The sequence below is a fragment of the Kineosporia babensis genome, assembly GCF_021129305.1.
GTDB classification, from domain to species: domain Bacteria; phylum Actinomycetota; class Actinomycetes; order Actinomycetales; family Kineosporiaceae; genus Kineosporia; species Kineosporia babensis.
The window spans coordinates 85,942-110,463 of record NZ_JAJOMB010000006.1; the positions used below are offsets into that span (position 1 = coordinate 85,942).

At 67.2% G+C, this 24,522-nt stretch carries 24 protein-coding genes; 12 read left to right on the forward strand and 12 right to left on the reverse strand.

The window, feature by feature from the left end; genetic code table 11:
- Positions 1–3: 3 nt before the first annotated feature.
- Complete coding sequence (locus LR394_RS13215; protein ID WP_231442026.1) at positions 4–870, forward strand: HAD-IIB family hydrolase; 867 nt, start codon at positions 4–6, stop codon at positions 868–870.
- Here the strand turns inward: LR394_RS13215 and LR394_RS13220 are convergent.
- The 3 genes from LR394_RS13220 to LR394_RS13230 all read right to left on the reverse strand — a co-directional run bounded on the left by LR394_RS13220 (position 867) and on the right by LR394_RS13230 (position 4,996).
- Positions 867–2,078 carry a sensor histidine kinase gene (locus LR394_RS13220; protein WP_231441502.1) on the reverse strand — a complete coding sequence of 404 codons (1,212 nt, stop codon included), beginning with the start codon at positions 2,076–2,078 and terminating at the stop codon, positions 867–869. The genes LR394_RS13215 and LR394_RS13220 overlap by 4 nt on opposite strands.
- A gap of 111 nt (positions 2,079–2,189) precedes the next feature.
- Positions 2,190–3,188: an SMP-30/gluconolactonase/LRE family protein gene (locus tag LR394_RS13225; protein ID WP_231441504.1), complete on the reverse strand. Its 999-nt coding sequence runs from the start codon at positions 3,186–3,188 to the stop codon at positions 2,190–2,192.
- Positions 3,185–4,996, reverse strand: a complete 1,812-nt coding sequence (locus LR394_RS13230) for a flavin-containing monooxygenase (RefSeq protein ID WP_231441506.1) — start codon at positions 4,994–4,996, stop codon at positions 3,185–3,187. The genes LR394_RS13225 and LR394_RS13230 overlap by 4 nt, the downstream gene beginning before the upstream one ends.
- A gap of 168 nt (positions 4,997–5,164) precedes the next feature.
- On the opposite strand from LR394_RS13230, the gene LR394_RS13235 reads away from it, so the two are divergent.
- The 7 genes from LR394_RS13235 to LR394_RS13265 all read left to right on the forward strand — a co-directional run bounded on the left by LR394_RS13235 (position 5,165) and on the right by LR394_RS13265 (position 11,903).
- Positions 5,165–5,668, forward strand: coding sequence for a MarR family winged helix-turn-helix transcriptional regulator (locus tag LR394_RS13235; RefSeq protein WP_231441508.1), 504 nt, complete (start codon positions 5,165–5,167; stop codon positions 5,666–5,668).
- Positions 5,669–5,792: 124 nt separating this feature from the next.
- Entirely contained in the window at positions 5,793–7,778 is a 1,986-nt protein-coding gene (locus LR394_RS13240) for a potassium transporter Kup (RefSeq protein WP_231441509.1), read from the forward strand.
- A 205-nt stretch (positions 7,779–7,983) separates the two neighbouring features.
- A complete protein-coding gene (locus LR394_RS13245; protein WP_231441511.1) occupies positions 7,984–8,415 on the forward strand; it encodes a hypothetical protein in 432 nt (143 codons plus the stop codon).
- Positions 8,412–9,431 (forward strand): hypothetical protein, encoded by a 1,020-nt coding sequence (locus LR394_RS13250; protein ID WP_231441513.1) that lies wholly within the window; start codon positions 8,412–8,414, stop codon positions 9,429–9,431. Before LR394_RS13245 ends, LR394_RS13250 begins: the two co-directional genes overlap by 4 nt.
- Positions 9,431–9,946 (forward strand): hypothetical protein, encoded by a 516-nt coding sequence (locus LR394_RS13255; RefSeq protein WP_231441515.1) that lies wholly within the window; start codon positions 9,431–9,433, stop codon positions 9,944–9,946. Before LR394_RS13250 ends, LR394_RS13255 begins: the two co-directional genes overlap by 1 nt.
- A gap of 21 nt (positions 9,947–9,967) precedes the next feature.
- Positions 9,968–10,798 carry a hypothetical protein gene (locus LR394_RS13260; protein WP_231441517.1) on the forward strand — a complete coding sequence of 277 codons (831 nt, stop codon included), beginning with the start codon at positions 9,968–9,970 and terminating at the stop codon, positions 10,796–10,798.
- 223 nt (positions 10,799–11,021) lie between these two features.
- Complete coding sequence (locus LR394_RS13265; protein WP_231441519.1) at positions 11,022–11,903, forward strand: LLM class F420-dependent oxidoreductase; 882 nt, start codon at positions 11,022–11,024, stop codon at positions 11,901–11,903.
- A 102-nt stretch (positions 11,904–12,005) separates the two neighbouring features.
- Here the strand turns inward: LR394_RS13265 and LR394_RS13270 are convergent, their stop codons facing one another.
- The 6 genes from LR394_RS13270 to LR394_RS13295 all read right to left on the reverse strand — a co-directional run bounded on the left by LR394_RS13270 (position 12,006) and on the right by LR394_RS13295 (position 18,031).
- Positions 12,006–12,554, reverse strand: coding sequence for a dihydrofolate reductase family protein (locus tag LR394_RS13270; protein WP_231441521.1), 549 nt, complete (start codon positions 12,552–12,554; stop codon positions 12,006–12,008).
- 45 nt (positions 12,555–12,599) lie between these two features.
- Complete coding sequence (locus LR394_RS13275) at positions 12,600–13,256, reverse strand: response regulator (RefSeq protein WP_231441522.1); 657 nt, start codon at positions 13,254–13,256, stop codon at positions 12,600–12,602.
- Complete coding sequence (locus LR394_RS13280) at positions 13,247–14,356, reverse strand: sensor histidine kinase (RefSeq protein ID WP_231441524.1); 1,110 nt, start codon at positions 14,354–14,356, stop codon at positions 13,247–13,249. Before LR394_RS13280 ends, LR394_RS13275 begins: the two co-directional genes overlap by 10 nt.
- A 59-nt stretch (positions 14,357–14,415) precedes the next feature.
- Positions 14,416–15,606 (reverse strand): serine hydrolase domain-containing protein, encoded by a 1,191-nt coding sequence (locus LR394_RS13285; protein ID WP_231441526.1) that lies wholly within the window; start codon positions 15,604–15,606, stop codon positions 14,416–14,418.
- Positions 15,607–15,713: 107 nt separating this feature from the next.
- A complete protein-coding gene (locus LR394_RS13290) occupies positions 15,714–16,055 on the reverse strand; it encodes a hypothetical protein (RefSeq protein WP_231441528.1) in 342 nt (113 codons plus the stop codon).
- A gap of 80 nt (positions 16,056–16,135) precedes the next feature.
- Entirely contained in the window at positions 16,136–18,031 is a 1,896-nt protein-coding gene (locus tag LR394_RS13295; protein WP_231441530.1) for a phosphatase PAP2 family protein, read from the reverse strand.
- 214 nt (positions 18,032–18,245) lie between these two features.
- Here LR394_RS13295 and LR394_RS13300 point away from each other — a divergent pair, with 214 nt between their 5' ends.
- Positions 18,246–18,845: a hypothetical protein gene (locus LR394_RS13300; protein WP_231441532.1), complete on the forward strand. Its 600-nt coding sequence runs from the start codon at positions 18,246–18,248 to the stop codon at positions 18,843–18,845.
- A gap of 30 nt (positions 18,846–18,875) precedes the next feature.
- Here the strand turns inward: LR394_RS13300 and LR394_RS13305 are convergent, their stop codons facing one another.
- Positions 18,876–20,021 (reverse strand): acyl-CoA dehydrogenase family protein, encoded by a 1,146-nt coding sequence (locus LR394_RS13305; protein ID WP_231441534.1) that lies wholly within the window; start codon positions 20,019–20,021, stop codon positions 18,876–18,878.
- 454 nt (positions 20,022–20,475) lie between these two features.
- On the opposite strand from LR394_RS13305, the gene LR394_RS13310 reads away from it, so the two are divergent.
- Complete coding sequence (locus tag LR394_RS13310) at positions 20,476–21,165, forward strand: SigE family RNA polymerase sigma factor (RefSeq protein WP_231441536.1); 690 nt, start codon at positions 20,476–20,478, stop codon at positions 21,163–21,165.
- Positions 21,162–22,520, forward strand: coding sequence for a hypothetical protein (locus LR394_RS13315; protein WP_231441539.1), 1,359 nt, complete (start codon positions 21,162–21,164; stop codon positions 22,518–22,520). The genes LR394_RS13310 and LR394_RS13315 overlap by 4 nt, the downstream gene beginning before the upstream one ends.
- 1 nt (position 22,521) lies before the next feature.
- Here LR394_RS13315 and LR394_RS13320 read toward each other — a convergent pair whose 3' ends face one another.
- Positions 22,522–22,950 carry a nitroreductase family deazaflavin-dependent oxidoreductase gene (locus LR394_RS13320; protein ID WP_231441541.1) on the reverse strand — a complete coding sequence of 143 codons (429 nt, stop codon included), beginning with the start codon at positions 22,948–22,950 and terminating at the stop codon, positions 22,522–22,524.
- Between the two features lie 135 nt (positions 22,951–23,085).
- On the opposite strand from LR394_RS13320, the gene LR394_RS13325 reads away from it, so the two are divergent.
- Positions 23,086–23,985: a calcium-binding protein gene (locus LR394_RS13325; protein WP_231441543.1), complete on the forward strand. Its 900-nt coding sequence runs from the start codon at positions 23,086–23,088 to the stop codon at positions 23,983–23,985.
- Here the strand turns inward: LR394_RS13325 and LR394_RS13330 are convergent.
- On the reverse strand, positions 23,982–24,470 hold the full coding sequence (locus LR394_RS13330; RefSeq protein WP_231441545.1) for an NUDIX domain-containing protein: 489 nt from the start codon (positions 24,468–24,470) through the stop codon (positions 23,982–23,984). The genes LR394_RS13325 and LR394_RS13330 overlap by 4 nt on opposite strands.
- Positions 24,471–24,522 lie beyond the last annotated feature (52 nt).

Here is a 24,522-nt window from a genome sequence, read left to right on the forward strand (position 1 = left end):
AGCATGGGATCCTCAACCGCCGCCCTGCGTCCGTTGCTGGTCACCGATCTGGACGGCACCCTGCTGGCGCCGGACGGTCGGATGTCGGAGCGAACTGCAGACGTGGTGGCTGGGTTGCTCGCGCAGGGTTTGCAGTTCACGTTCGCCACGGCCCGGTCTCCGCAGACCGCCTTGCCCCTGCTGCGCGATCTGCCGTTCACCCTGCCCGCGGTGGTCTACAACGGCGCCTTCCTGACCGATCCACGCACCGGGGAACTCACCGACGGCGTCCTGCTGGAACCCGGCGTGACCGAGGTCGTGATGCGGCAGGCAGCCCAGTTCCGGTTGACGCCGATCATCTTTCACGTCGAGCACGGTCATGACCGGGTGAGCGCGGTCGAGCACGACCAGAACCCCGAAGCCGCGCAGTATTTCCGCGAGCGTACCGATGATCCTCGGGTTGCCCTGGTGGCCGAGGCCTCGGACCTGTTCGGCGCCGATGCCTTCGTGGCGACGGTGATGGGAACCGCCGAGCAGATCACCGGACTCATCCCCCTGATCACCGAAAACCTGCACGCAGAATGCACCTTCAATGCCCAGCCGGACACCTACCATCCGGAACAGGTGTGGCTGGAGATCACCGGCGTCGGGGCCACCAAGGCGGCCGGGATCGCCCGGCTGGCGGACACGGTCCCGCACGAGCACCTGATCTGCTTCGGGGACAACCACAACGACCTGAGCATGTTCGCCTCCGCCGACGAGAGCCTGGCCGTGGCCAATGCGGCGCCCGCGGTGCTGGCGGCCGCCTCGGCGGTGATCCGGGGCAACAGCGCCGACGGAGTGGCGATGTGGCTGCTGGAGAACCGGTCTCGCCTCGGTCTGCTTGATTAGAGGACGCCTCTGGCGGGCTCGGTGGGAGCGGCCGCCCGGAGGGGGCCGGTTGCGGGCAGCCGAGCCACCACCACCCAGTACGGACCGTCCCGTCCCGCCTCCACCCGTCCTCCCATCGGCTCCAGGCGCTCGCGCAGACCCAGCAGACCGGAACCGTTCCCCGGCCGGGCCGTGGGTTTGATGCCGTCGTTCAGGATCCGCAGCTCGCCGTTGTGGTAGGTGATGCGCACCCAGCCGGCCTTGGAGTGGCGCAGCACATTGGTCACGCTCTCGCGCACGACCCAGGCGGCTGCCTCCTGCCATGGCTGCGGGATGTCGCCGATGTCCAGGGTGGTCTCGATCCCGGCTGAGCTCAGGAGGGTGCGGGCGCTCTCGAGTTCCTGGGGGAGGCTGGTCGGGTGGTAGCCGCGAGCGAGTTCGTCGGCCTCGGCCATGGCGTTCAGGGCGCTCTGGCGGACCCTCAGCATCTGGGCCCCGGCGCCCTCGTCGTCGCCGCGGTTGGCCAGGGCGGTGGCGAGTTCGGCCTGCACGGCGATGGTGGACAGGTACCGGCCCAGGACGTCGTGCACGTCCTGGGAGAAGCGCAGACGTTCCTCGGCCACCGCGAGGCTGGCCTGGGTGTGGCGGTTGGCGTCGAGTTCGGCGACTGTGCGGTTCAGCCACGTCGCCGCCCGGACGGTGATGATGGCTCCACTGCAGTTCAGGAGTCCGTTGAAGAGCGAGAACCACGGGCCAGCGTTCACCGTGCAGAAGAGCGCCGAGCCGGCCAGCAGGCCCACGACGATGAGCCGGCCGGGCAGGCCGCTCAGCGCGAAAGACAGGTTCTGGACGACGAGAAGGGCGACATTCGCCCGGACCAGGGGATCGGCGGTGAGGCCGAAGAGCCCGAAGAAGACGACGTTGCCGATGGCCAGCGCCACGATCCGGCGTCTGGGAAAGGGCCGACGCTGGGCAGAGGACGGCGCCAACGCGGTCATGGCCCGCATCGTCGAACTGCACACGGCGGTCAGGAACAGGCAGCCGCCCAGCGAGGCCAGGCTCACGTGGGCCGGTACCGCCAGTCCGGCGTTGGAGGCTTCGATGAATCCGAACGAGAACCACAGCAGGGTCCCGGCCCACAGGTTGCTCTGCAGCAGAACCCGGGTGAAGAGATCCACCCGCTCGGCTCGGCGGAGCTGCCCCCAGCGTCGTCGGCCGCGAATCCTCACCCTGATCAGCTTAGACGCGTTCCTGCTCCGGCCGGCTCACTTCGGAAAGCCGAGTCGGCCGGAGCAGGAACTGTTTTCGGGCCACAGACGTGACCCGCCAGTAGGGAAGGATCAGCCGCCGTTGGACTGCCGGATGCCCTGGGCCAGGGCCTCGAAACGGTAGACGAATCCACCCGAAGGCCCGCTGACGGTCAGGTAGGCATCCTTCTTGCCCGGGCGGATGGCCAGGTTCGTCGCGGAATACTTGCCGTCGTCCGGGACCGGAGCCTCGACCGTGGCCAGGTGGTCGCCTTCCGGGCTGAACACCATGACCCGGGCCTGGTTGTGGAACATCTGGTACACATTGCCCGCGGCGTCCACCGCGTTGGAGTCGACCTGAGCCCGCCCGGCGTTCACGTACATCGCCGGGTGCTGGCTGGTGACCGTGGTGCCGTCCTCGGCGAGTCCGATGTAGTCGATCCGGTTGGCCGTGTACTGGCTCACCCACAGCCCGCCGAAGTCCTCGTCGAACGAAATGCCGTTCGGTGCGGGCAGCCCACCGGCCACCACCGTTGCCGACTGGCCGTCCCGGTCGATGCGTACCACCCGGCCGCGGTCCTGCCCGCCCGGATCGTCGTGGCCGGTGGTGTCGCTGATGTAGAGGTTGCCCTGCTCGTCGAAGGCCAGGTCGTCGGGCTTCATCGCCGAGCCGTCCACGTCACCGGTGAAGAAGGTCTGCGGATCGGTGCCGTCGGCCGCGATGCTGACGATCGCACCGGAGACGAAGTCGGTGAGGTAGATGCGGCCGTCGTGCGGGCTGACCTGGGCCGAGGTGTAGGCGCCGGCCTGGTCGGTGAAGAAGGGACTGGCCTTGCGGGTGGCGGTGTCGATGCGGATCACCTTGGGCTGCCCGGCCGGGGCGGTGACGTCCACCACCAGCAGCGAGCCGTCCTCGGTGAACACCGGGCCCTCCAGCAGGGTCATCCCGGTCTGCGGGTGCACATCGCTCACCTTGAGCAGCTTCTTGGCCGTGACGTCACGCCCGGCGGGTGCAGCGGCGGCGGATCCGGCTCCACCGACGGTCAGGACCAGACCGGTCGCCGCCACAGCGGCCAGAATGCGGTGCTTCATCGGGTCTCCTTAACGGGGGTCAGCACGTCGTCGATCTGCTCGGAACGCCACCGGCGCAGCAGGTCGTGGAACTTCACCGGCCCGGGGGAGAAGGTCAGGATCTTGCGAGTACGCCCCTCACCGTTGTAATAGCCCGGGGTGCACTCGCTCTGGAACTTGGTGGTGTCGGCCGAGACCTCGGCGATCGTGCGCACCCACTGCTGGGCGTCCTGCGCGCTGGGCTCCACCACCGCGCCCTTCTCCTGGGCCCGGGCCACCACCGCGGCGATGTGCTCGGCCTGCTCGCCCAGGATGTGCGCGAAGTTGACCGAGTTGGCGTTCTGCATCGAGCCGAGGTGGAACAGGTTGGGGAAACCCGGGCTGTAGAAGCCGTGCAGGGTCTGCGGGCCGCCTCGCCAGGTCTGCAGCAGGTTCACACCGTTACGGCCGAGCACCGGCAGGGCCCCGGTGACGATCCCGGACATGCCCACGTCGAAACCGGTGGCGAAAATGAGGCAGTCCACCGGGTACTCGGTCTCGCCCACCACCACGCCGGTCTCGGTCATCCGGGTGATGCCCCCGGTGTCGGCGGTGTCGACCAGGGTGACGTTCGGCCGGTTGAAGGTCTGCAGGTAGTAGTCGCTGAAACAGGGCCGCTTGCACATGTACCGGTACCAGGGCTTCAGCAGTTCGGCGGTCTGCGGATCGGCGACCACCTCGTCCACCCGGGCCCGGATCTGGTTCATCTTGTGCGCGTCGAGCAACTCGTCGGTGAGCTCACGCTCGGCCTCGGACACACTCTGATCCACCACGCCGGACAGATACGTCCGCTGCAGCCGGGAACTGGACGTCCACCCGTCCCCGATCAGGTCTTCCTCCACCGGCTCACCGGTGATCGCGGCCAGGAAGTTGTCCATCCGCCGGCGCTGCCATCCGGGCTCCTGCCCCTGCACCCACTGAGGGTCGAGCGGCCGGTTACCCCGCACGTCCACCGCTGATGGGGTTCGCTGGAACACATACAGATGAGCTGCATCCTGACCCACGTGCGGAATCACCTGCACGCCGGTCGCTCCCGTGCCGACTACCGCGACCCGCTTGTCCCGCAGGCCTGCCAGGCCACCGTCGGCGCTCCCGCCGGTGTAGGCGTAGTCCCAGCGGCTGGTGTGAAAAGTGTGCCCGCGGAAGGTCTCGATCCCCGGAATGCCGGGCAGCTTCGGCTGGGTCAGCGTGCCCTGCGAGACCACCACGTACTGCGCCCGGATCCGGTCGCCGCGGTCGGTCTCGACCTGCCACTCGTTCTCTGCGTCCAGCCATTCCAGCTGGCTCACCCGGGTCTGGAATAGCGCGTCCGGGTACAGGCCGTAGTGCTCGGCGATCGCGATCGCGTGCTGGCGGATCTCCTCGCCCGGCGCGTAGCGCATGCTCGGCATCCGGCCGAGCTCCTCCAGCAGCGGCAGGTAGACCGAACCCTCGATGTCGCAGTGGATTCCGGGGTAGCGGTTCCAGTACCAGGTGCCGCCCACGTCACCGGCCTCGTCGACCAGCCGGATCCGCTCCAGCCCGGCCTCGCGCAACCGGGCCGCGGTCAGCAGCCCGCCGAAGCCGGCGCCGATCACCAGGGCGTCCACCCGGTCCTGGCGGGGCTCGCGCTCGGTGAACGGGGTGTACGGGTCCTTGGCGTAGTAGCCGAACTCGCCGGCGGCCGATCTGTACTGCCCGAGTCCTTCGGGTCTGATCCGCCGGTCGCGCTCGTGGCGGTACTTCGCCCGCAGCGCCTCGATATCGATGTCCGCGGACAGGTTCTCGAAGGTTTCGGTGCTCGTTGCCACTGGCCGTCCTCAATCCCGGCGCCCGCCGGACGAAGACAGGCAGCACGCGCCACATCGTCCAACGATGCGTCGTTGCCTCGATGCCGTCGGCAAACAACTTAGCATCAGGCTAAGTATCTCGCTGCCCTCCAGGCCCCCGCGGGCCAGCGGTCCGGCATACTGGCCGCCGTGGAGGCGGAACGGGCAGAGCTGGTGCAGATCCTGGGCGACCTGGTCGAGACGATGCAGACCTCCCGCCTGCCCGGGGCCGTGCGTGACCTGCTCGCCTCCGACCTCACCTTCCAGCAGCTGAAGGTCCTCACCGTGCTGGTCACCCTGCCCGACGGGGTCACCGTGCGCGGCCTGGCCGAGACGTTCGGGGTCTCGATGGCCTCGATGTCGAACATGCTCGACCGGCTGGTGGCGCAGGACACCGCCCGCCGTGACGTGGATGCCACCGACAGCCGGGTGCGCCGGATCCACGCCACCCCGCAGGGCCGGGAGGTGGTCCGCAAACTGGTGGGCGCACGTCCCGAATTCTCCGAGGACATCCTGGCCAACCTCTCGCTGGAGGATCTGCGGGCCCTGACCCAGGGACTACGCGCAGTCGAGGCCGTCTTCAGCCACCGCATCGACGGCGGCCCGGCCGCGCTGGTTGCCAACGCGTCGGCTGAAACCCGCGAGCTGTCGTAGGCCAGATCCGCGGCTGCACCGCGCTTGGGCAAGAACTCTCAGTAATCAGCGAACCGCGTCCGGCCCTGTCAAGATTTTGTCAAAAGGTTGCGGCTTCACGCTTTTGGCCTCAAAGTCGCTGGTCGTGTCCAGCCATGCCCCCGCCGCACCGCAGAGCCCCGCCCCGGACCCTTCACCGGGCCCGGCCAGAGGTACGGCCAGTTCCGCCCACGGCCCGTCGCTGGGCCGGCTGGCGCTGACCATCGGCGCCCTCGGGGTGGTTTTCGGTGATATCGGGACAAGCCCGATCTACACCGTGCAGACGATCTTCAACCCCGAGGACCCGCACCCGGTCCCGGCCACCCCGGACAACGTCCTGGGCGTGATCTCGCTGATGATCTGGTCGGTGACCCTGATCGTCACGCTGGAGTACGTCTCGTTCGTGCTGCGGGCCGACAACGACGGCGAAGGCGGCATCCTGTCGCTGATCACCCTGATCCGCCGCCGCGCGGTACCCGGCAGCCTGCGCACCAAGGCAGTCCTGGCCGGGCTGGGCATCTTCGGCGCCTCGCTGTTCTTCGGCGACAGCATGATCACCCCGGCCATCTCGGTGCTGTCCGCGGTCGAGGGCCTGGAGGTGGTCAACCCCTCGCTGGGCAGCCTCACCGTGCCGATCACGGCGGTGGTCATCGTGCTGCTGTTTCTGGGCCAGAAGTTCGGCACGGCCCGGGTGGGCGGGCTGTTCGGGCCGGTGATGATCATCTGGTTCACCACCATCGGCGTGGCCGGTGTGCACGGCATCACCCAGAACCCCGAGGTCCTGAAGGCGCTGTCGCCCACCTACGCGCTCGGCTTCCTGTTCGGCCACCCGGGCATCGCGTTCTTCTCGATGGCGGCGGTGGTGCTGGCGATCACCGGGGCCGAGGCGCTGTACGCCGACCTGGGGCACTTCGGCCATGCGGCGATCGCCCGGGCCTGGCTGATCCTGGTCTTCCCGGCCTGCCTGCTCAGCTACATGGGCCAGGGCGCCCTGGTGATCCAGGACCCGGTGGCCAACCTGAGCAGCCCGTTCTTCCTGCTGGTGCCCGAGTGGGCCCGGCTGCCGCTGGTGCTGCTGGCCACCCTGGCCACCGTGATCGCCTCCCAGGCGGTGATCACCGGCGCCTTCTCGGTGGCCCACCAGGCCATCCAGCTCGGCTACCTGCCCCGGCTGCGGATCACCCACACCTCGGCCCAGGCGATCGGCCAGATCTACGTGCCCTGGGTCAACTGGGTGCTGATGTGCTCGGTGCTGACCCTGGTGTTCGCCTTCCAGAGCTCGCACAAGCTGGCCTACGCCTTCGGGATGGCGGTCACCGGCACCATCACCATCACCACCCTGCTGTTCTTCTACCTGGCCCGGCACCGCTGGAAGAAGCCGGCCTGGCTGGTCTACGGCCTGGGCGGGCTGTTCCTGACGGTGGACCTGCTGTTCCTCTCGGCCAACCTGACCAAGCTGGTGCACGGCGCCTGGCTGCCCCTGCTGATCGGCATCACCGTGTTCACTGTGATGACCACCTGGCAGCGCGGCAGGGCCGTGGTCACCGCCCGCCGCGAGCAGGAGGAGGGCTCGCTGCGGGAGTTCGTGGACAGCCTGCACCACCGTGAGCCGGTGGTGGTCCGGGTGCCGGGCACGGCGGTGTTCCTGAACCGCGGCAAGGAGACCACCCCGCTGGCGATGCGGGCCAACGTCGAGCACAACCACGTGCTGCACGAGCACGCGGTGATCCTCTCGATCGAGACCTGCCCGGTGCCCTACGTCCCACCCGCCGAACAGGTGGTTCTGGACGAGCTCGGCTACGCGGACGACGGCATCACCCACGTCACGGCCTACTTCGGCTACATGGATGAACCCGATGTACCCAGCGCACTGGCCCGGCTGTGCGGGAACGCGCCGGAGATGCCGGACTCGCTGAAGGACGCCTCGTACTTCCTGTCCACCATCGACCTTCAGGTCGGCGACTCCAAGTGCCTGCCGATGTGGCGCAAGAAGCTGTTCGTTGCCACCTCCGGGATCACCGCCGACGCGGCCGACTACTTCCGGCTGCCCAGCGACCGCACCGTGGTGATCGGGTCCCGGATCGCGGTGTAAATGTGAGACGTCGGTGAGGCTTTCGTACCCGGGTCGCCGGGGCGGCCCTGCCTGACTGCGGTTGCCCGAAAGTCCTCTGTCTCATGCACGGACATTCCGGCCTGGGGATAGGTTCGTGGTGAAAGAGCAGCTCTGCGTTTGATGTTACTTTGCGTGTCGGTATTGCGCCTGAATAGGCTCAGCATTCGTCGTTGAGAGGAATGCGGTGGCTCGGAAAGGCGAGGATCTTGGGGTCAGCATCTACGGCCTGTGGAGGGCCGGGAACGAGAAGCTGATCCCGATCTCCGGTCAGTACCGGGACATGGGTAGGGCGCTTCAGGCGGTCCCCCAGATGCACACGGTTCTGCTGCGGCATGATGATCTGGCCGTTGCGCCGGCGCGTTCCATGACGTCCCGTGCGTACATGGCGGCCGAGGGAGCGGTCGGGCTGAGCGGTCCGGTGGCCGGTCCGTTGGAGGAGATGCGCCAGATTCTCGCTGACATCTTCGTCTCGACCGCGAACAACCTCGAGGACACCGGCCATGCTCTGATCCTGGCGGCCGACCGGTACAGCGAGACCGACGAGGCAGCGCGGATCAAGTACGAGAAAGAGCGCGAGAACTACGCCGAACAGCGGGCTCACGAGGGCCTGTCGTGAGCGCCGCAGACGAGCAGGGATTGCTGCTGCAGCGGTACGGGCAGCTTCGGGAGAAGTCGATCAGGCTTGAGGAGTCGATGGTCGAGGCCTACCTGAAGGCGGGCAACATCACCAAGAACAGCCAGACCGGTCGCTACGAGAGCCCAGGCGAGAACCCGAACCTCGTACCTCTGATCGACCAGGAGATCGACCGGGTGCACGAGTCCTTCTCCGGCGTCGCCGACATCTTCACACCGTTCGTCGCGTTGCCTGATCCCGCTGACTTTCGAGATGCTATGCGAGAGATCGCAAGTGTGGCGGGTGTTATCAACACCGGCCAGTCGAGCAAGACCGATGATGGGAACCTGGTCCTGGGCGGTACCGGCCTGGCCGGCATGGCCGATGTCCGGAGCCTGGTGGAGGACTGGAGTGGGTACGCGTCCCAGAGCTTCCAGGACAACTTCCTCTCCCCATGGCCGACGATCACCGCGAACCAGTCGGCGATGGTGCTGGCTCTGCACGGCGCTGTGGAAGCTGAAGCCACCATCTGGAAGAACGTTCGCGCCAACATCGTCGACCTGGTCGAGAAGGCGCAGCACGCGGTTGACGCTGCGGGTGAATGCTCACCAGAGCAGGTTGCACTGAACCTGACGGTGGCGGCTTCGATCGTCTCGGTCGTGGCGACTCCGGCCAGCGGGGCTGGCGCACTGGCTCTCACCTTTGTCGGTGAGGCGCTGTCCATCGCCAGTTCGCTCCCGGGCGAGAAGAAGGAGATCAAGCACAGCGTGGGATCCCAGGAGATCGTCCTTGGCGGTTCCCTCAAGGAGATCGAGACCCAGGTTCGCTCGGCTGCGGAAGCGTTGCGGGGAGAGATCATCACGGCCGAAGCAGCGATCGAGGCCGCGGTGAACGCCAACATTGCGGTGATGACCGATCCGGCGAATCAGTCCCGCTTCGTCTCGGCCCGTCCCCTGCTGGCCGACAAGACAAGCTCCAGCATCACGCACGAGTACAACGGCATGGGTAAGGCGTACTGATGGGCGAACTGGCAGATCGGCTCGCCAGTATGCGGGTTTCGGTGACGATGCCCGACCAGGGGATGTCCGCGGAACTGCTGGGCAGCAGCCAGGTGACCGCGCGTATCCAGGAGGGTCTGTATACCCGATCCCGTGATGCCGATCTGGAATGGCGGCTCACCACATTGGCCGGCTTGCTCTGGGTTGCCCGCACCCGGGAGTACCGGCGTATCTTCGCGGATGTCACCGGTCAGGCGTCAGCGGGAGCGGCACGACCGATATCTCCACGGGACATTGCGTTTGCCCAAGAGCGGGACGAGATCGTGGCTGCGGGCTCTTCGGCCGACGGGCGCGTGGCTCTGCAGACCACAGGGATGCTGCAGTGGCGGGCCACCGTTGAGCCCGGCACCCTTCGCCAGCTGGATGAAGCAGAGTTCCTGGCCGGGGTCGGCCAGGCTGCCGGTGCGTTGATCCGTGATCATGCCGATGCCGTGGCCGCGTTGAAGAACAAGCACTACGACGGCTGGCCCGACTGACCTGGAAAGTGATGGCTGATAATGAAGGTTAACGCCTGGACGGCAGGGCTGAGCGCGGTGCTGCTGACCGGCACCCTGGCGGGCTGCTCGTCGCGCGAGGAACCGGAAGCAGTTGCCTGTGAGGCTCTCTCGATCCCGGAGACGGAGAACTCGGGCGAGCCGTCCCCAGAAATCAAGGTCGTCGAAGAAGGGTTCTCGGAGGTCCGGAAGAAGGAGTACGACCCGAGCTACTCGATCGTGTCGGCAGGAGCGGTGCTCGAAAACACCAGTGACCGTGTCGCCTACCGTACGCGGGTCGTCTTCGACTCTCTGAACAAGTCCGGCGCATCGAACCTCGCCGAACCGGACGGCATTTTCAAGACGGTCGAGGTTCCGGTGATGAATCCTGGCGAACAGGTGCGGGTCGGGACCGTGCTGGCTCCTTCGCTGGGTGCCCGGACCTTCGAGGTCTCGGTGCTTGCAAGCGTCACACAGTGGCTGGACCGAGCTGATACAACAAACGGCCTCGCACCTGTGAAGGTGTCAATTGCCGACCCGGGGGCCGCTCAGAGTTCGGTGTCCAGTCAGGTGGAGATTCCGCTGGCAGTGGAGAACACGAACTGCAGGAGCTCGGTGTTTCGCGGGTACTCGGCGCTCTACCGGGATTCCTCCGGGACCTTGATCGGTGGCTTCACCGAGACTGGGGGGACCCCGGACGGAAATGCCTGTACAGCGGGGATGTCGACGGCGCGCATGCTGGCCGGCGAGGACTACATGCCGGAAGAAATCGATCTGACCAAGATCGAGGTGAGCGCCATGTGCGATCTGGCCCCCAACGAGAATCCTGGCGAGCGCAACCGTCCACTCAACTGACCGGACGAGGTGAGGGGGTGGGCGCCCCCGGACCCGAAGCCGGTCACGGTCCGGACGCTGCTGGATCTTCTGGCCGACGATCCGGAATGAATTCGCCGTAGGGCGCGGTTGGAAAAAACGGACGAGCCTCCGCTTCGGGTTCTAGAGTGGAGGCTCGTCCGTGCACATCTGATCGGGCCTGGTACCGGCAGCGCCCCCGTCCGCAAGTGAGGGAAGGCAAGTCATGGATCTCGGGATTCACTACTTCACGTTCACCCACCCCGAGTGGGAGACGACGCTGGCCGACCGGTTCCAGGAAACCGCCCAGATCGCCGACCAGGGCGGGGTGAACCTGCTGACGGTGATGGACCACTGGTTCCAGATGCTGCACGCCGGAGGCCCGTTCGAGCCGATGCTCGAGGGCTACACCTCGCTGGGCTTCCTGGCCGGCGTCACCCAGAACGTGCGCCTGAGCCTGCTGGTCACCGGCGTCACCTACCGCCACCCGGGCCTGCTGGCCAAGACCGTCACCACCCTCGACGTGCTCTCCAAGGGCCGCGCGATGCTCGGCATCGGGGCCGCCTGGTACGACCGCGAGCACGCCGGCCTGGGAGTGCCGTTCCCGCCCACCGCCGAGCGGTTCGAGCGCCTGGAGGAGACGCTGCAGATCTGCCGGCAGATGTGGTCGGACAACGACGGCGCCTTCCACGGCAAGCACTACCAGCTGGAAGAGACGATCAACCTGCCTCCCGCGGTGCGCGGCAGCGTGCCGGTGATGATCGGTGGCGGGGGAGAACAGAAGACCCTGCGGATGGTCGCCGAGTACGCCCAGGCCTGCAACCTTTTCGGGGGACCGGGGGACGAGGCACTGGGGACCGTGCGCCACAAGCTCGAAGTGCTGCGCGGGCACTGCGAGCGACTGGGCACCGACTACGACGCTATCGAGAAGACGATGCTCTACCGGAGCAACCCGGTGGAAGACCCGGACGCCTTCCTGACCGACGTCGAGCGGTACAAGGCACTGGGCATCGACCTGGTCAACTTCACGCCGCCGGCCTACGTGGACCCGATTCCGTGGGCCACCGGCATGGTCGAGAAGGTCGTTCCCCGGCTGAAGAGCGTCTGATCTCGTGCTGAAAGGCTCCGGCCCGGCTTTCCGGTGCCGGAGCCTTTCAGAACTAAGGACGCTGTGCGCGCCTGAGCAGCGCGTCCCACCTTCGGGTGGGGTTCAGGCCCGCTGGTAGAACTCGTAAACCACGCCCTGCTCGAACGTTCTGGTCTCGGCCAGCCGCAGCGGCACGTTCTTGGCGACCGCCGGCAGGTAGGGTGTACCCCCGCCGACCAGCAGCGGGTACCGCACGATGTGGAACTCTTCGACCAGGCCGAGCTCGATCGCCTGACCGGCCAGGTCCGGGCCGCCGATCGAGACCTTCTGGTCGCTCGCGCCCAGCGCAGCCGCTACCTCCTCGGCCACCGTGCCCTGAGCCAGCCGGGCGTTGCCCTGCACGCTGGTGAGGGTACGGCTGAAAACGACTTTCGGCAGAGCGCTCCAGACCTCGGCGAACGCGGTCCGGTCCGCATCTGTCCGCATCGCCGGGTCGTTCTCCCAGACCAGCATGTCCTCGTACAGCCGGCGCCCGAGCAGGTAGCAGCCGAGCTCGCTGACTTGTTCCAGGCTGTAGCGGAAGCGGTCGTCGGTCACCGGCAACCAGGCGAAGTTGCCCTGGCGGTCCTTCACGAAGCCGTCGACCGACACACCCATCGAATAGATCAGCATGCTCGCGAACGTAGTGCACCCATGCCCCGCAGGTGAGCAGATTCGTCAGGACCGGCTGCCCAGGTACCGCAGCACCGCCTCGACCCGGCGGTGGGTGTCGTCCGAGGGATCCAGGCCGAGCTTGCCGAAGATCCGGTTGATGTACTTGCTCACCGCCCGCTCGGTCACCACCATCTCCGCGGCGATCGCAGCGTTGGACCGGCCACGAGCCATCAGCTCCAGGGCCTCGCGCTCGCGGGGCGTGAGATCGTTCAGGGCATCGGAGTTCAGCGCATCGGCCCTGGCCAGGACACCACGCATCACCTCCGGATCGAGCACCGTGCCACCGGCCGCGACCGTACGAAGGGCAGCCAGGAACTGCTCCACGTCTCCCACCCGGTCCTTGAGCAAATAACCAATGCCGCCACCGGCGTCCTCAAGCAGTTCCCGCACATACGCCTGCTCGATGTACTGCGACAGAATCAGCACGGGCAGACCGGGCCAACGACGCCGGGCCTCCAACGCGGCCCGCAGACCCTCGTCACGGAAGGTCGGGGGCAGACGGATGTCGACGATGGCCAGGTCCGGGCGCTCGCGTTCCAGCTCCTGCAGCAGCGCGTCCGGGTCACCGACGGCGGCCGTGACCTCGCAGTCCAGCTCGGCCAGCACCAGTTTCAGGCCTTCCCGGAGCAGAAGCAGGTCTTCGGCGATGACTACGCGCACGGTATCTCCACGGACAAGTGGGTCGGGCCACCCGGCGGGCTGCTGAGGGTCATGGTTCCGTCGAAAGCTGCTACTCTGCGGCGTAACCCGGTCAGACCTGACCCCTGAGTCTCGTCGGCTCCGCCGCGCCCGTCGTCGACGACCTTGATGGTGACCTGCTGGCCGTCGCTGCGCACCTCGACCGAGGCGTGAGCGGCGTTGCTGTGCCGACTGATGTTGGTCAAGGCTTCGGCCACCACGAAATAGACCGTCGACTCCAAGGGAACCGGAAGGCGCTGCTGGACCACAACGTCCATTTGTAAGTCGTAAGTGACCTGTTCGGCGAGGGATTCGAGACCGCCGGCCAGCCCGCGGTCGGCCAGGATCGGCGGATAGACGTTGCGGACCAGTTCCCGTAGTTCCCGCAGCGCCTCCTCGACCTCGCCCCGGGCACTGCCCAGCAATTGACGAGTGCTCGCCGGAGCATCCCGGAGCCTCCGGTCGAGCACGCCCAGAGTCATGGTCAGAGCGACCAGACGAGCCTGCGCGCCGTCATGCAAATCCCTTTCGATCCGGCGCAGTTCGGTGGCCTGCGCCTCCAGTGCACCGGAGCGCGACTGGGTCAGCGCCGCCACCCGCCGTTCCAGCCGGGCACTTCGTCCTGCGCTGCTGAGCATTTCGTTGACCCGGGCGTGCCAGCGCGGCAGCCCGTGACTGCAGGCGGCCGCGATGACCACGAACACCAGGCCCAGACCGGCCAGCACGAAGGAGTTCCGGGTACTGCCGACCTCGACGCGCAGGCCGGGCAACGGGGTTTCGGAGGCGAAGTTCCACCAGAGCGGAATGGCCACGGTGCCGAGCGCGCCGCCCCACAGCAGGAGACTCAGCGCCAGCAGGCCCGGCCCGAGTACGGCCTGGGCGATCAGCCAGGTCGTGCTGACGGTGACCGGCGTTCTCAGGCCGGCCGGATCTCCCGGACCGAGCGCCCGGCTGTCGTTGCGATGCTGCCGAGCGATGACGTTCTGCACCACGGCATTACGGTCACGGGCGGCCACGATCAGTAGCACCCGCAGGCCGGTCAGCGCGTTCGACAGCAGGAGCGCGAGGTCCTGGCGGATCATGGTCACCTGCTTGAAGCGTGCGGAACGGCCTGCCGCCGGAGGACCGGCCTCGAGCGTGATCAGGCGTTCACGGCCTGGTAGATCTGGTCTGCGAGCTCAGGCAGCGTACTCGTGTCGACTGAGCTGTTCACCGCCACCGCCAGCAGCACCCCGGTCTCCGGGACGTACATGTGCAGCACCCGGTAACCGAATGTCGCGCCCTCGTAGGCCCAGGTCTGCCCGGAGACCTCGCTGTACTTCTGTGCCACGCCCAGACCGAAGCCCACCGGGTCCTCGGCACTCAGCTCGGTGACCGGCCGGCTGGTGACCACCGAGGTCAGCGACTTCAGCTCGGTCTGCTGCTTTTCCGGCAGCTTCCACCCGGTGTAGAGCGCACGCTGCCAGGTCGTCATGTCCTCCAGCGAGGAGACCAGACCGCCCGCGCCCTGCCCCCAGCTCAGCGCCAGCTTGGGCACGGCCTGGCCTTCCAGCTCGGGCAGCCAGGACTGCATGCTGTAACCGTCGGGAATCTTGGTCGCGACCTTCGGCGAGCAGGTCTCCGGGGCGAAGCAGCTGGTCTTCATCCCGAGCGGCTTGAGGATCCGGCGGTGTACCTGGTCGAAGTAGCTGTCCCCGGTGACCTCCTCGACCACCAGCTGGGCGAGCAGGTAGTTGGTGTTGGAGTAGGCGTAGGTGTTGGCCCCGACCTCGGCATCTTCCACGAAGGCGATGAGCTCCTCGGCGGTGGCGGTGCGCTCCGGGTCCTCGCGCAGCGTGGCGATGAACTCGGGCGACTCCGTGTACCCAGGAATGCCGCTGGTCATCCCGAGCAGCTGCCGGATCGTGACGTCCTTCCACTGCGCGTACTGCGGCAGCCACCGGCCCAGGCTGTCGTCGATCGAGAGCTTGCCCTCGGCCTCCAGCTGCAGCAGCACCATCGACGTCATCGCCTTGGTGTTGCTGCCGATCTGCCACAGCGAGTTGTTCCGGGCCTCACCGGCTGTCACGGCAACATCGGCCTGACGGCCCGGGTAGGTGATCCGCACTGAAGCCGCCGTTGCGTGCTCGGTCTCGCCGGACGTCTCCAAGTACTCGTTCAGCTCGGCCCGGACCCGTTGCTCCACGGCGCTTTTGTGCGAGGTGTCGTTCTTCGGCCGGGCCTGCGCGTCGTCGGCCTGCGCATTGACCGCGATCAGGGCGAGGGCCGAAAGGGCGGCCACACCACCGGCGAGCTGGGCTGCCTTGCTGGTCTTGCTGACCTGGAACCGCATGAGCCTGGTCCTTTCCGTTGACTGCCCTCAACGCTAGGGACCGGGCGCATGACGAAGAAGCAGGCCAGGATGCCAGTACATTGACATGCAGGCACCCCTTGCCAGCGCTACGGACGGATGCTCGCGGCGTCGAAGAAGTCCCAGCCGTCGAGCGTCGTGCGGGTCGGATCGTCGGCGGCCCATCCACCGGCCAGCGCCTGGTCCAGCAGGGCCCGGACCACGCCGGGTTCGTTCAGGTTCAGCACCTGCCCGTCCGTGCGCATGAGCATGCCCGAGGGCAGGAGGCCATCGGGCCCGAAGCGGCCCGGGCCGAGCTCGAAGGTCACTACCAGTTCGCCCCGCGAGCCCTCTTTGCGCAGGTGAACCGCGGGGGCGGTGTCGTTGGGGGAGACCGACCAGAGATACCGGTCAGAGGCAACCGTCAGACGGCGAACTCGGCGACGGCCCATGGGCTGAGTCTAAAGGGCTCAACGGTTTTGACGGGCCGGAACGGTCGGGGCCGGGTTCTGTGCAGCCCCGACCGTTTCGATCAGCGCCGGCGCAGGCGCACCTTGATCGTCGTCCGCGAGTAGTCCACGTCGGCCCGCAGACCGTTGGAAACGCGCACGGTCGTGAACGTCCCGCGAACCCGGCGCGCCGAGATCAGGACGATGTCGCCGGCCTTGCCGCCGATGTGAAGCTCGCTCTTGCCGCTCAGCACCACATCGTCGTCCACCGCAACCTTCGTGGACCCGTCGACCTTGAGAACGCCAGCAGTCTGGCGGTATTCGCCGTCAACCCGCACCGAGCTGTCGAGCTGCAGGGTACCCCCGCCGACGCTCACGTCACCCCGGCCGAGCGACTTGGCCTTGGCCACCACCAGAGTGCCCGCGGCCAGCGTGGTCCCGCCCTGGTAGGTGTTGCTGCCGGCCAGCGTGAGCGACCCGCTACCGGACTTGGTCAGGCCGCCGCGGCCGTCGATGTCGTTGCGCCAGGTGTCACTGCTCGCGAACCCACCGATGGACGCGTCCATGCTCACCTTGACGTCGCGGTCGAAGGAACCGTAACCGTCGGCCGCCGCGAACAGGTTCAGCCGGCCCCAGTTCTCCGGTCCGTCCAGCAGCGGGTGCCCGGCCTCCAGAGCGGTCGTGCGCAGCACCTCACGTCGCTGGTCAGCGCTCAGGTACGGCAGCCGGGTCTCCAGCAGCACCTCCGCGCCCTTGGGCACAACCATGGACGCCGACGAACGCTTGGCCGGCAGGTCGTAGGTCAGCTTCTCCTCGACCAGGCGGCGGTTGGCCGTGTAGTCGGCGTAGTCGTCGTTCTTGCGGTTGCCGGAGTGCGCGAACTGGGCCAGGTCGTCACCCACGCGGGCCGTGAAGAAGTCGTGAGCCTGCTGGCGCGCGGCGGTCTTGAGCTCGGCGTTGTCCGGGTCGTTGAGGATGGCCGCGGCCAGAGCGGTTGCCAGGATGCGGCCACCGATCACGTCCAGGGGCGAGTGCATGCCGGAGACCACGCGGGTGTCGGCCAGGTCGACGGCCGCGGTGAACAGCTCCTGGAAGCGCTCGGGCACCGCGTAGGCGTAGGCCAGGGCGCTCAAGTAGAAGGCGTTGGTGTGGCCGCTGGGGTAGCCACCGTCCTCCGCCGGGGTGGTGCTGCGCTGACGCAGCAGCTGCGCGATGACCTTGACGTCGGACTTGTAGACGGGGTAGCCGAGTTCGTCGGTCTTGCCGGTGTCGACGACCTTGTTGTCCAGCGTCATCCGCCACGGCCGCGGGTACAGGTAGGCGAACTTGCCGGGGTTTCCGGAGGAGAAGTTTCCCCGCAGCCGGCCGACCAGGTTCACCACCTGCCCGAGCTCGGAGTCAGCCGAGCCCGCGCCCAGAGCCGAACCCGGCGCTGCCCCGGCCGGAATCGCGTCCTCGATCTTGGTGGCGGGCGTACCGGTCGGAGCCTCGGTGATCCCGGTGACCGCCAGCGCGCCCGCACGGTAGTGAGCCGCCAGCGGGCCGAGGCCGACGATCGTGGCGTAGCTCTGGTGCTGCCGGTCAGCAACGAAGGCCCGGGCCGCGTCGGCCTTGGTCCGGGTCCGGGTGATCTGGACCATGTGACGCATGTTGGCGCGCAGCACGGAGGACGACCGCACGGTGCCGGTGTTCCAGGCGTCGCCGGTGCGCCACAGCTGCTCCATCCCGGCCAGGATGCGCACAGCAGCATTGGTCTCGGCGGTCAGGTTCGCCGTGGTGTTGGTCTTGTAGGAGTCGACGAACGCCTGCGCAACAGCCCGATTCGCGGCCGAGACGATCGGGGCGGTCACGGTCGGGGCGGTGAGCGGCGCCGCCGAGGCAGGCCGGGAAAGCAGAGCCGGGCCCGCGGCGATACCGGCGGAGGTCGCAAGGGCGGCCCGCAGGAGGGCGCGGCGGTTCAAGGTGGGTGACGCTGGCATTGCGCCGATCTTGCTGGCGCCGACGCACGGCTTGACCAACATCAGGTCGTGCCAGGGTTAACGCTGGGCGAATCTGCCCCTTTGCCCGGACTTATGCCTGAAACTGTGCTCCGGCTGTGCAGGCCAAGGTCCGATCAAATGATCGGTTGCGCCCCGACCCGCAGGTAACCGCTTAGCGTCCGCGTATCCCGCCGACAACGTCTCGGAGCTCCCGATGCACCAGCCTCACTCAGCGCCCCCGGAAGTCATCTACATCATCCGCCACGCCGAGAAACCCGAGGACTCCACGAAGCCACCCCATGGCGTGGACTACGAAGGCATCGCATGCGAGCACTCGCTCCTACCCAGGGGCTGGCAACGCTCCGGAGCCCTCACCGTGCTGTTCGACCCACCACCCAGCCTGCCCCCGGCCCGCCTGGAACGACCCACCGACCTGATCTCACCCACCTACGGCGGTTACCACAAGACCGCCAAACACCGCACGTACCAGACGATCCAGGGAATCAGCGCTCGGACCGAGGTCCCGATCACCTCGAAGTTCGCCGAGGGACTGGAGGCAGAACTGGCCGACCACGTGGTGCAGCACGGCAGCGGCGTGATCCTGATCTGCTGGGAGCACCACCACATCCCCGACATCGCCCGCGCCCTGCCCACCATCAACCCCGCGGACATCCCCGCGACCTGGCCGGACGACCGCTTCGACGTGGTCTGGACCTTCACCCTGATCCCGAACAACGGGTCACCGAGCTACGTCTTCGGCCAGATCCCCCAGGAACTGCTGGCCGGAGACCGCGACACCGTCATCGCGCCCTGAACCGCTTGCCGGACAGCATCGTCCTCGGCGCTAGAGACCGAGGTCGCGGCCGATGAGTTCCTTCATGATCTCGTTCGAGCCGGCCCAGATCGGTGTCACCCGTGCGTCCCGCCAGGCCCGGGCCACGCGGTACTCGTTCATGAAGCCGTAGCCGCCGTGCAGTTGGACGCAGCGGTCCAGCACCTGGTTCTGGGTCTCGCTGGTGAACCACTTGGCCTTTGCCGCATCGACCGCGCTGAGCTGACCGGCCGCGTGCGCCTCGATGCATTTGTCGACGAAGGCCTCGGCCACCTCGATCCGGGTGACCAGTTCGGCCAGGAGGAACTTGTTGTGCTGGAACGATCCGACCGGCGCACCGAAAGCCTTGCGCTGCTTGGTGTACTCGATCGTTTCCAGGAGGATCTGCTTGGCGTGGGCCACGTTGCTGATCGCCGAGCCGAGGCGCTCGCGGGGGAGCATCTGCATCATGTGGATGAAGCCGTTGTCCACCTCCCCGATCACGTGCTCGTCGCCCAGCCGGACGTTCTCGAAGAACAGTTCGGCGGTGTCCGCCTCGTCCTGGCCGACCTTGTCCAGCTTGCGGCCCCGGCTGAAGCCCTCGGCCTCGGCCGGGATGGCGAACAGGGTGATGCCGCGGGCCTTCTTCTCCGGCGCGGTTCGTACCGCGGTCAGCACCAGGTCGGCCGAGTAGCCGTTGGTGATGAACGTTTTCGAGCCGTTGATCAGCCATTTTCCGTTCTCGCGGACCGCGGTGGTCCGTAGCGCGGCCAGGTCGGAGCCGCCTGAGGCCTCGGTCATCCCGATCGCCAGCCAGGTCTCACCGGAGGCGATGCCCGGCAGCCAGCGCTGCTTCTGCTCCTCGGTGCCCAGCTGCACGAAATACGGTGCCGTGATGTCGGAATGGATGGCCCAGGCCGAGACCAGGGCCGCGTTGACCTTGGCCAGTTCTTCGGCCATGACTGCGATGAACCGGCCGTCGGGAGCCTGCGAGCCGCCGTACACCTCGGGGATGGCCAGGCCGAGGAAACCGTGTTTGCCGGCCTCGAGCCAGACGCTGCGCGGGATCTGCCGATCGGCTGCGTGCTGCTGCACATCGGGCAGGACGGTGCGCTCGAGGAAGGCCCGGACCGAACGCCGGAACGCCTCGTGGTCGGCGTCGTAGATGCCACGTTGCACAGCTCAGCTCCCTCGGTAAGCGCGCGCTCAGCGACACCCTACGAAGGGTCGAGCGCCTTCACAACACCGTCCGGCGCTCGGAGCAGTCGACGGCTGCGCCGGGGGCGGCCAAAGAAAATTGAGGACGTCCGTGAGCGGGGGACCCCGGTGGTGGGGCGATCTCCGTGGCGGGTGAATGCGGTGGTGGGGTGGACGTGGTGGCGCGGTGAACGCCGTCGTGGGGTGAATGCGGTGGTGGGTGACTGCGGCGGTGGGGCGAATTCAGCGGTGAAGTGATCTGGCCTGACCAGGCCAGACGGTTCTCGCGCCGTCAAAGGGTCGCGTCCAGCCCTGAGGGCGACCTTCCTGGTCCAGGTCCGCCAGATTTTTCTTCACGCAGGCAACCTGCCCGTCGCTTCCCGGCGTTCGGTTCATCGAGCAACTTACGACGCAAAGGGAAGGATGTACCCATTTCATGGATGACGAATCCGGCTTCCGCCAGTTCGTCAATGCGCGCTGGCCTGCCCTGGTGCAGAGCGCGTACCTGATCACGCTGGACCGGGGCATTGCCGAGGACTGTGTGCAGGAGGCCCTGGCCCGGGTGCATCGCCGATGGAATCGTACCGCGGTGATGGACAACCCCGAGGCCTACGTACGCAAGGCGGTGGTCAACGCGGCCTTCTCCTGGCGCCGAAAACGTCGGGTGCGGGAGGTCCCGCTGGAGCATGCGGGAGCGCAGGCGGCGGGTGAACCGGTGACGTTGTCGATGCTGGACGCGGACGACCAGTTGGTGGCGGCGTTGCGCTCGCTGCCGCCGCAGATGCGAGCGGCGGTTGTGCTGCGGTACGTGGAGGACCGTTCCGAGATGGAGACCGCGCATTTGCTCGGATGCACGGTCGGCGCGGTCAAGAGCGCCACCAGCCGTGGGGTTTCCAAGCTGCGGGTGGCGCTGGGGGCGGTGGAAGGTCAGCAAAGCCAGAAAACTCAGAACGCCCAGTCCCCGCGAACGCCGTCGATGACCGCCGAGTTGATCAACCCAGACGAAGGCCACACAGACGAAGGGCGCTCTGGCGAAGTCCGCCTGGACGAGATCAGCCCTGGCGAGAGAAACCAGCACAGGCCTCACAAGCCCCAGTCGTTCCGGTTCGTGGAGGGATCGCGATGACCAAGCACCTGGAACCGGAGCAGGGTCTGCCCGACGGTCTGGCCACCCGCATCCAGCTCCTGGCCGAGAAGAAGACCGACGGGAGCCAGTCGTTCCCGGGTGTGGATCGGGCCATCCGGCGCGAGCGCCGGGTGCGGTTCGCCGGCATAGCCGCGGCCATGGCCGTGGTGGCGGCTGTGGCCACCGGCTCGGTGCTCGTGGGGGAGGCGGTTCGTGGTCACAACACCCCCGATAACTCGGCTCCGGCCAATACCCCGGACGATCCGCAGCAGCACTATCCGGACAACCCCCAAACACCAGAGGACGCAGGGTACCCGGCCAAGGCGTCCGGCTCGCTGTCGGAGGATGCGGCCTGGCTGGAGGAGATGCGAGAGCGTGCGTTCACGACGTCTTCCGAGTACATCGTGTCGAAAGCTGACGTCTACGTCGTGGCGGCCGGGGATGTCGAGGGCGAACTGCGTTATGCGCTTACGGTCACCAAGATGAAGGAGGCTTGGGAGCAGAAGTTCTGGATCGGTGAGCAGGGTGCCGCTGTGAAGGACATGGCTTCTGACACGAGGGCCGGGGCCCGGGATTCGGTGCCGGTCGGCCCGTTCATGACGATCCGGGACGACGTGGTGCTGGTCAGCGCGCCTCAGGAGCGTTCGGCCTCAGTTCTGTCCGCGCGGCGGGTGGAGGCGGACGGCCGGTATGTGGAGGAGCGCCGGGAACTGCCGGAGGTAGCGCAAGGGGTCTGGGCGGATGCGGTGACCACGGACGAGCTCCGCTACGCGGATACTCGGGCGGGCGACAACCGGGAGATGAACGGTGAGGCAGGCACGTCGTTCGAGCCTGACTTCGGGTCGGTGGTGGTTCCGAAGGACACGACCGCGATGGACCAGTCCAACGTGAACCTGCTGTTCGCGTCCGGGCCCGACGTTCTGGCCGGGTTGGAGGACCAACCGGTCTACGGGGCGGTCGTGCCGACGGATGCCAACCGGCGCGCCCTGGCCGGCCTGTTGCGTTCGCCGAGCGGGGCGTTCCTGTACGCGATCGCGGAGATCAATCAGTCCGGCCAGGCGGTCAGCTTCAGCCACGCCGCCGGCACGTACCCGGCCGGCTTGGAACAGGGTGAGGTGATGGCGGCCCTGCGAACGGCCGAGGGCGACCGCTACCGCTATGTGGTGCTTGCCCCGGACAACGCGGTGCAGGTCCGGGTCGGTGACCAGAGCGCCGAGGTGAAGCACCGGATCGGGATTCTGGAGCTACCGAAGAACGATGACCAGGACGGGGTTCCGTTGCCGGTGCAGGCCCTGGACCAGGACGGACGCGTGATCGTCGACGTCGTACCGGAGCACGTCGAGGTTCAGAAGTGAGTCAGTCCTTGGGTTCCAGGACGAACACCGGGATCTGCCGTTCGGTGTTGGTCTGGTACTCGCCGTAGCGGGGGAAGGTCCGGACGGCCAGGTCCCACCACGGCTGCTTGTCCTCGCCGAGCACCTCGCGGGCCTGGTACGTCCGGGTCACGGTGCCGTCCTGAAGCTGCACTTCGGGATGGGCCCTGATGTTGTAGTACCAGCCCGGGTTGCGGTCCGAGCCGTCGTTCGAGGCCACCACCACGTAGATGTCGTCCTGCTGCACCCGAATCACGAGCTGGTAGCGGAGTTTGCCGGTCTTCGCGCCATGCACGGTGAGCAGGACGGAGGGGGCCGGGCCGGTGAGCATCTCGGTGGTGCCGCTGGCCAGGACCTGCTCGGTCTGCCGGCGCACGTGAGGTTCGGGGCTGAACTCAACTGTTTCGCTCATGATGGCCTGAAGCGTCGTTCGGCCCCGGAATAGTCCTGCGCGAGAGAGAATGCTGAGAAGGAACGGCCGCAGCGAACACCCGTTCCCAGAGCACAGAGAACGAACACAGGGTTGTCGAGCACAGGGGTTCAACTCATGTCTGTCTCCCGCAACGTCCGCCTTTTCGCCGGTGCGGCGACCACAACGTCCCTAGTTGTTGCTGGTGTGGTTGGAATCGCCGGTAACGCCCAGGCTCAGGAGACCGAGGCGGTGGTGAGCCTGACCAACGACCTGAAGTACCAGGCTGTGCCCGGGCAGGTGAACAACCTGACCGTGACCAGGCGTTTCGTCGAGGGGCCACCGGACGACGGCAGTGCCTACGGCCAGGCGACGTACCAGTACCGGCTCGATGACGTGGTGCCGATCGACGCCACCACCGACGCTGCTGCCGCCGAGCGGTGCATCTATCCGACCGCGTCCGACCGGACGGTGGTGGAGTGCACCTGGACGGTGGACTACGGGCAGGACCCGGGCACGATCAGCAATTTCCGGCTGGGCGACAAGAACGACAAGGTCAGGTTCAACGACCAGGCCGGGGACCACTACGAGAACGACCTGTTCCACCTCGGCGCGGGCAACGACAGCTACGACGGCACGCTGGGCAAGGTCGACGGCAGTTCGATCTTCGGCGGTGAAGGCGACGACTCGATCACCACCGGGGAGCAGATCGGCGATGTGGCCTCGATCAGCGGCGGCAACGGCAACGACACCATCCGTACCTACGGCGAGTGGAACGGCGCGCACGGCGACGCCGGCAACGACAAGCTGTACGGCGGGGTGGGGCGGCAGGACTTCTTCGGTGGCCCGGGTAACGACCTGATCTACGGGGGTAAGGGAGCCGACGTCCTTCGCGGCGAGCAGGGGAACGACACGCTGTACGGCAACAGCGGCGCCGACACGATCTACGGCAACAGCGGTAACGACAAGATCTACGGCGGTCCGGGGACGGACACCGTTTCGGGTGGTCCGGGGAAGGACTTCATCAAGATGGATTAGAAGCCGCGAAGGTGCACCATGGGTCCGCCGGTGAGGTAGTTGTTCAGGGTGGCGCCGGTGGTGGGGACGAACTCCGTGGGGAGCTGATCCACGGGGGTCCAGATCAGGCGGTCGTGTTTGTGCGGCTCGGTGTTCACGGCTTCGCCGCGCCAGCGGCGGGTGGCGAAGACGACGGTCAGGTAGCCGTTGGGGGATTCGATTCCCCAGGCGCCGTGGATGATTCCGCTCACCTGTAGGTCGGATTCGTCGACCTCGAGGCCGGTCTCCTCTCGGAGTTCCCGTACGGCCGCGGCGGTGATGGACTCTCCCTTGTCAGCCTTGCCGGAGGGGAGATCCCACAGCAGGGGAGCGAATTTGGCTCCTGGCGCCCGCCGCAGCAGAAGCACGCTGTCGGTGTTCTTGTCCGGGCTCTGGTCGTGGACGATGACGGCAGCGACGAGCAGCGTGTGGGAGTCGATCGCTGCGGGCAGAGCGGTGTTGGTCATGGCCGGGATCGTACTGAGCAGCGAGCGGGGTATCCATGGCTGTATCAACGGG

Excerpts from the sequence above, each read along its gene's own strand:
- LR394_RS13310 (WP_231441536.1), top strand. The coding sequence starts at position 20,476 with ATGGATGACGAATCCGGCTTCCGCCAGTTCGTCAATGCGCGCTGGCCT.
- LR394_RS13280 (WP_231441524.1), bottom strand. The coding sequence starts at position 14,356 with ATGATCCGCCAGGACCTCGCGCTCCTGCTGTCGAACGCGCTGACCGGC.
- LR394_RS13225 (WP_231441504.1), bottom strand. The coding sequence starts at position 3,188 with ATGAAGCACCGCATTCTGGCCGCTGTGGCGGCGACCGGTCTGGTCCTG.
- LR394_RS13330 (WP_231441545.1), bottom strand. The coding sequence starts at position 24,470 with ATGACCAACACCGCTCTGCCCGCAGCGATCGACTCCCACACGCTGCTC.
- LR394_RS13315 (WP_231441539.1), top strand. The coding sequence starts at position 21,162 with ATGACCAAGCACCTGGAACCGGAGCAGGGTCTGCCCGACGGTCTGGCC.
- LR394_RS13270 (WP_231441521.1), bottom strand. The coding sequence starts at position 12,554 with ATGCTGATCTATTCGATGGGTGTGTCGGTCGACGGCTTCGTGAAGGAC.
- LR394_RS13215 (WP_231442026.1), top strand. The coding sequence starts at position 4 with ATGGGATCCTCAACCGCCGCCCTGCGTCCGTTGCTGGTCACCGATCTG.
- LR394_RS13290 (WP_231441528.1), bottom strand. The coding sequence starts at position 16,055 with ATGGGCCGTCGCCGAGTTCGCCGTCTGACGGTTGCCTCTGACCGGTAT.
- LR394_RS13325 (WP_231441543.1), top strand. The coding sequence starts at position 23,086 with ATGTCTGTCTCCCGCAACGTCCGCCTTTTCGCCGGTGCGGCGACCACA.
- LR394_RS13285 (WP_231441526.1), bottom strand. The coding sequence starts at position 15,606 with ATGCGGTTCCAGGTCAGCAAGACCAGCAAGGCAGCCCAGCTCGCCGGT.
- LR394_RS13265 (WP_231441519.1), top strand. The coding sequence starts at position 11,022 with ATGGATCTCGGGATTCACTACTTCACGTTCACCCACCCCGAGTGGGAG.
- LR394_RS13260 (WP_231441517.1), top strand. The coding sequence starts at position 9,968 with ATGAAGGTTAACGCCTGGACGGCAGGGCTGAGCGCGGTGCTGCTGACC.
- LR394_RS13295 (WP_231441530.1), bottom strand. The coding sequence starts at position 18,031 with ATGCCAGCGTCACCCACCTTGAACCGCCGCGCCCTCCTGCGGGCCGCC.
- LR394_RS13320 (WP_231441541.1), bottom strand. The coding sequence starts at position 22,950 with ATGAGCGAAACAGTTGAGTTCAGCCCCGAACCTCACGTGCGCCGGCAG.
- LR394_RS13300 (WP_231441532.1), top strand. The coding sequence starts at position 18,246 with ATGCACCAGCCTCACTCAGCGCCCCCGGAAGTCATCTACATCATCCGC.
- LR394_RS13255 (WP_231441515.1), top strand. The coding sequence starts at position 9,431 with ATGGGCGAACTGGCAGATCGGCTCGCCAGTATGCGGGTTTCGGTGACG.